The organism is Leyella stercorea, from assembly GCF_021531655.1.
Window position 1 is genome coordinate 1 of the sequence record NZ_JADYUF010000084.1, and the last position, 5,337, is coordinate 5,337.

At 43.9% G+C, this 5,337-nt stretch carries 4 protein-coding genes and 2 pseudogenes; 3 read left to right on the top strand and 3 right to left on the bottom strand.

The window, feature by feature from the left end; translation table 11 throughout:
• Positions 1-146 precede the first annotated feature (146 nt).
• Entirely contained in the window at positions 147-707 is a 561-nt protein-coding gene (locus I6E49_RS13885; RefSeq protein WP_235394277.1) for a DUF4924 family protein, read from the bottom strand.
• A gap of 4 nt (positions 708-711) precedes the next feature.
• Positions 712-1,383, bottom strand: coding sequence for a LysE family translocator (locus I6E49_RS13890; protein WP_235403063.1), 672 nt, complete (start codon positions 1,381-1,383; stop codon positions 712-714).
• Positions 1,384-1,552: 169 nt separating this feature from the next.
• Between I6E49_RS13890 and I6E49_RS13895 the strand changes: the two genes are divergently transcribed.
• The 3 genes and pseudogenes from I6E49_RS13895 (at position 1,553) to I6E49_RS13905 (ending at position 3,319) form a co-directional block, all read left to right on the top strand.
• The gene (locus tag I6E49_RS13895; RefSeq protein WP_235394279.1) at positions 1,553-2,533 is read left to right on the top strand and encodes an ROK family protein; all 981 of its coding nucleotides are present in this window, start codon (positions 1,553-1,555) and stop codon (positions 2,531-2,533) included.
• An 88-nt stretch (positions 2,534-2,621) separates the two neighbouring features.
• A pseudogene (locus I6E49_RS13900) lies at positions 2,622-2,804 on the top strand (cell filamentation protein Fic); the annotation flags it as partial.
• A gap of 32 nt (positions 2,805-2,836) precedes the next feature.
• Entirely contained in the window at positions 2,837-3,319 is a 483-nt protein-coding gene (locus tag I6E49_RS13905; protein ID WP_235403064.1) for a hypothetical protein, read from the top strand.
• 117 nt (positions 3,320-3,436) lie between these two features.
• Here the strand turns inward: I6E49_RS13905 and I6E49_RS13910 are convergent.
• A pseudogene (locus I6E49_RS13910) lies at positions 3,437-5,005 on the bottom strand (RNA-binding domain-containing protein).
• Between the last annotated feature and the right edge of the window lie 332 nt (positions 5,006-5,337).

Genomic DNA, 5,337 nt, shown 5'->3' on the forward strand with positions numbered 1-5,337 from the left:
AGTTGGTTGGCATTTCAAATGTTAGGATGTTACTCCCTCATTTGGTTTGCGCTGTTTTATTGCTCAGGCTACGGCGGGGACGCCATAGCCTCCTATAATGTGTACTTTAGCCTTTACAGGGCGTGTGTTGTGTAGTGTCTGACGCTTTAGAATTCCTCGTCGTCGTCAAAACGCAGACCCTCGGTCTTGTCCTTGATGTGATAGTCGCTGAGCATACCGAGGAAGGTGGAAATCTCCTTGACGGCGTGTTCGGTGTCGGGACTTATCTTCTTGCCCTGCAGACGCAGCATCATAGTGCCGTAGAGGGCATTGAGGCAAGTCTCAATCTCGCTCACATCCTTGTCGCCACGATTGCGCAGTTCGACGATGAAGGGCAGCACCTTGTAGTATTCGGCGTTGTAGAAGGGGAATCGAGAGCTTTGCAGCAGCTGGTTGTGCAGGTCGTTCATGTCCTTTACCACAATCTGGTTGATAGTGAGGTGTCCCTTCTCGCGCTTGCCCTCCGAGTTCATCATTGTGATGAGGTCGCCATACCAGTCAACCATTTCTTCGCGTTGCTCGTCGGTATAGTCGGCAAATCGGGCAATGTATTCGTTCTTGATGCGTGACAGCTGACAACCATAAGCGCGTATGATGTCCTCTACCTGCCACATATAGAGCACGAATTCGGCAGTGCTCTTCTTGCGTAAATCTTGGGCTATAAACATATTTTTAATAAGGCAATTTATAAAGGTTGAACACAGTTCCGAGCAGCATGATGATCGAGAATATTACCACTATGCAGCCTACGACACGATTGATGAGCAGGATGCCGGTGTTGTCAAACTTGCCGCGCACCTTGTCGATGAGCCACGTCAGTCCGAACCACCACAGCATAGCACCGCCCACGATGCTCACGTATCCCACCGACATCTCAATGGGGCGGTTGGGCACAACGAAGGCAAACTGTGCGTAAAGGAATATAAAGAGAAAAATAATGAGCGGATTGGACAGCGTCACCAGAAAAGCTGTTATGCCGTTGTGTACGAGAGTGCCCTTCTGCGTCTTGTTGCTCTGATGCATGTTCTTTGTAGGATTGGAGCGATAGCAATAAATACCGAACAGCAGCAGAACGATGCTTCCACTTATCTGCAACAGAAAACGGTTGCGTTCGTTGCCCACTATGTCCATCATGAAACTCATGCCAAGACCAGTGAACAGTGCATATATGATGTCGCTTACGCAAGCGCCAATGCCTGTGACAAATCCATACCAGCGCCCCTTGTTAAGCGTGCGTTGTATGCAAAGCACTCCGACCGGCCCCATTGGCGCCGAAGCCATGATGCCTATGAGTATTCCTTTGAATACAAAGTCTAAAATATCTAATTGAATTGGAAATTGCATAACGCTTGCAAAATTCGGAATTTTATGCGATATAGACAAATTTTATACTTAAAACTTTGTTGTTTTACAACATTTTTAATACCTTTGCCATAATGTAGTGTGCACCATTGAGTTGTGTGCGCTCGCTAACCATAACTATATTAATTTACCAATTATAACAAAAATCATTATGACAGAAGATTCTCTTAAACCCTATGTAATCGGTTTGGACCTCGGTGGTACAAACTCAGTTTTCGGTATTGTTGACAGCCGTGGCGACATCAAGGCCACTACTGCTATCAAGACTCAGGGCTATGGCGACAATGTTGAGGCTTATGTCGATGCTTCCATTGAGGCTCTGAAGATTATCATCGACCAGGTCGGTGGCATAGATAAGATTAAGGCTATGGGTATCGGTGCGCCTAACGGCAACTACTATAACGGCACTATCGAGTTTGCTCCTAACCTCGAGTGGGGACGCAAGGGTGTTGTGCCTTTGGCAAAGCTCTTCTCAGACAAGCTCGGCATTCCCGTAGCTCTTACCAACGACGCCAATGCTGCTGCTATCGGCGAGATGACATACGGCGTAGCACGCGGTATGAAGAACTTCATCGTTATCACTCTCGGTACAGGTGTAGGTTCAGGCATCGTTATCAACGGTCAGTTGGTATACGGATGTGACGGATTCGCAGGCGAGCTTGGTCACGTTATCGTTAAGGAGAATGGTCGTCAGTGCGGTTGCGGTCGCAAGGGATGTCTTGAGACATATTGCTCGGCTACCGGTGTTGCACGTTCGGCACGCGAGTTCCTCGCCAACAGCGACGAGCCTTCATTGCTGCGCGAGCTCGATCCAGAGAAGATTACATCGTACGATGTTGCTGTGGCAGCTGGCAAGGGTGATAAGATTGCCAACGAAATCTTCGAGTTCACAGGCAAGATTCTCGGTGAGGCTTGCGCCGACTTCGCAGCTTTCTCTTCACCTGAGGCTTTCATCTTCTTCGGTGGACTCACAAAGGCTGGTGATCTCATCATGAATCCTATCAAGAAGGCTTACGACGAGACAGTGCTCAACATCTTCAAGGGCAAGGCCAAGTTCCTCGTTAGCGGTCTCGAAGGTTCATCAGCAGCTGTGCTCGGTGCATCGGCTGTAGGTTGGGATATCCAGGACTAATCAGACAGATTGATTGTCAATATATAAAGCACTAATCATCTGAATATTTATTCGGGTGATTGGTGCTTTTTAAGTTAAAAGAAGTGACATGAGTAACGAAATACAGTTTCTTCTCTACAACATGCCTGATGCCGACGGCAGAGTGCAGGTTGTTATCAAGGATGAAACACTTTGGTGTACGCAAAAGGCTATGGCACAACTCTTTGGAGTTGGGGTTCCTGCTATAAGCAAACATCTAAAGAACATCTTTGATGAGGGAGAATTGGACAAGAAAGTGGTTGCTTCTTGTGGATAAAGATACTAATGAACCGCTTATTAAAAATATCACCCGTGGCACTCAATGTTGGAGAAAGCACATTTGTAAAGCATGTGCGTAAATACTACAATGAGCATAAAGAGGATACGCTGAAAGGTAAGGATGTCTACTTGCTTCGCAACGAAAGTCGTAAAGGCATAGGCTTCTTTGAAGCCAGCAATTTTTATCCAGATTTCATTCTTTGGGTAAACGACGGAGTGAAACAGCATGTTACCTTCATCGACCCTAAGGGTATTAGAAATTTGCAAGGATTAAAAGATCCTAAGATTCAATTGTTCCGACAATTGCAAGAAGAAGTGCAGCCGTCACTCGGTGACCCGGATATTGTTTTGGATAGTTATATTGTCAGCAATACTGATTATAAAGATGTAAGTTTTTGGGCTTCCCGTCCAGAGTTTACTGATAGCCATGTGATATTCCAACATGATGATAATTATCTTGATGTAATGTTTAAAAAGATTTTGGAGTAGCCTTGTCTTTTACTTCATACTAAGTCGCTCATATCTTTGCCCTAAAAAAGCAAGATATGAGCGATTTTTCTTTCATTCCCCCAACATTCGATATAAGGAGTCCATCATTTTTATTTTCTACTTTGTTGTTACTTTCTTGTATTTCTGGTTGCTTGCCGTAGGATTATCCGGATTAGTCATCTGCAAATATCCGGCTGCAACAAGGGAGGTGATGTAACGTTCACGATTCTTGGAATGCATACTGACACCAATTCTGTCAAGTATCTCTTTGGTTGTACGAGGTACGGAACAGAAGTTTACAATATCCTTTTCCTTGTTCGTCAATGTTACCCTTTTAGTGTCTAAGTCGGTGTCAGAGTGTCTAAGTCCAGTGTCTAAGTCGGTGTCAGAGTGTCTAAGTCTGGTATCTAAGTCGGTGTCAGAGTGTCTAAGTCTGGTATCTAAGTCTTCGACTTGGTTACTTTCTCCTCTCCAAACTGTGATGACAAATTCCTGTGCCTTGTCATTATTCATAAACGTGACATTGATATCTTCGTCCAGTGCACGAGTGATGCCACTACCTACACCAGTGTATGGCAGCAAGTATATAGCATTGTTAAAAAGGAACATATTGCGAGGCATGGAAGTTCCTGCCTTGATGTCATCAATAGTGAGTCCGTTAGGTAATGCACCAGGACTGTGAATCTCAACACGATTGTCGAAAATGAAAATGCGAACAGGGGCCTTCATGTTCAGCGAACGGTGTACAAGGCTGTTTACAGTGAACTCAACCAAGCTGGTGTAAGGTATTTCCAACTTACCCATGCTGTTGAATTCATTTCCTACTTGCACATTATGCAGGTTACGAGTGAAGAAATCCATGATAGTGTCATATTGATGAAGCAGATTTCCCTCCATATCTGCATCATTCACTTTGTCACGGAACACCTTGCTGCCAACACTGTTGCCAGCAAAACAGATACACTTGGCTGTCATCATTGGCATCCAGCGTTGGGTATATTTGCCAAATAGAAGCATGGCAGCAACGGTCAGTGTACCATCGGGACGGATAAATCGCAGGTTGCGAAGTATCTTCTCACAGTCATGCCCCTTAGCTATGGCAGAGCATATCATATCAAGTGATGCTTCATTAAAAGCGTCACCTATTAAGCCTTTCTTCTCCAACACTCTTTCAAAACGGTTGCCAAGAAACTGCTTGATAGTCGTTGCATCAAGGTCGTTGACAGTTGCATCCCTAACACCTGCCTCGTCTGGTGCAAAACTACCGCAGTCGGTCATCATTTCTGCAAGTTCAGCATTATCGAACACTTTACGCTTGTCGGCACCATTCTTCACCCATACGATTCACTTGTTGTCATGATAAGGCTTGTTGACTCCTTCCTTCACAGTAGCAATAACCAAGTTGCCATCCTCGACCTCAACAGTATCTATCTTTATCAGAATGGATGGCACTACGTTTTCGGAAGCAATGTCACTCAACAAGTTAGTTGTTTCTTGTACCTCAGAATACGACAAGGCATTGGTTTCTCCGGTCTTATCCTTTATACCAACTACCAACTTGCCACCATGTGAATTACTGAACGCCACTAACTCACAGGCAATATCATATTTGTCGAGAATGCGTTCCTTGAACTGCATCCCCGACACCTCGCCAGCCTTTATCTGTTTCAATATATCGTCCATCATTCTTTGCTATACATTATTATAAAATAAGTAAATACGCTTACTAAAGTACGAAAATAATTTTAGAAAAGGTAAAATATACTCAAATATGTTTACGAAACATACAAATAATTGAGTATTTCGCAATACCTCGTCTATGCCACTTAAAACCAACGGCTACCTCTTCTACATAAAAATGTACCTTATTTTTAAGAATTGTTGACTTTTATTTTTGTTTTAAGCAGGTTTTGTATAATGTTTGCAAACATTAAAGTATAAACTAACTCAAGTTTCGGATTTAGACTTTGAGGTTGAATTTATTGTATAAAAAAGGCTTTGAGTATTTCCGTATGTCA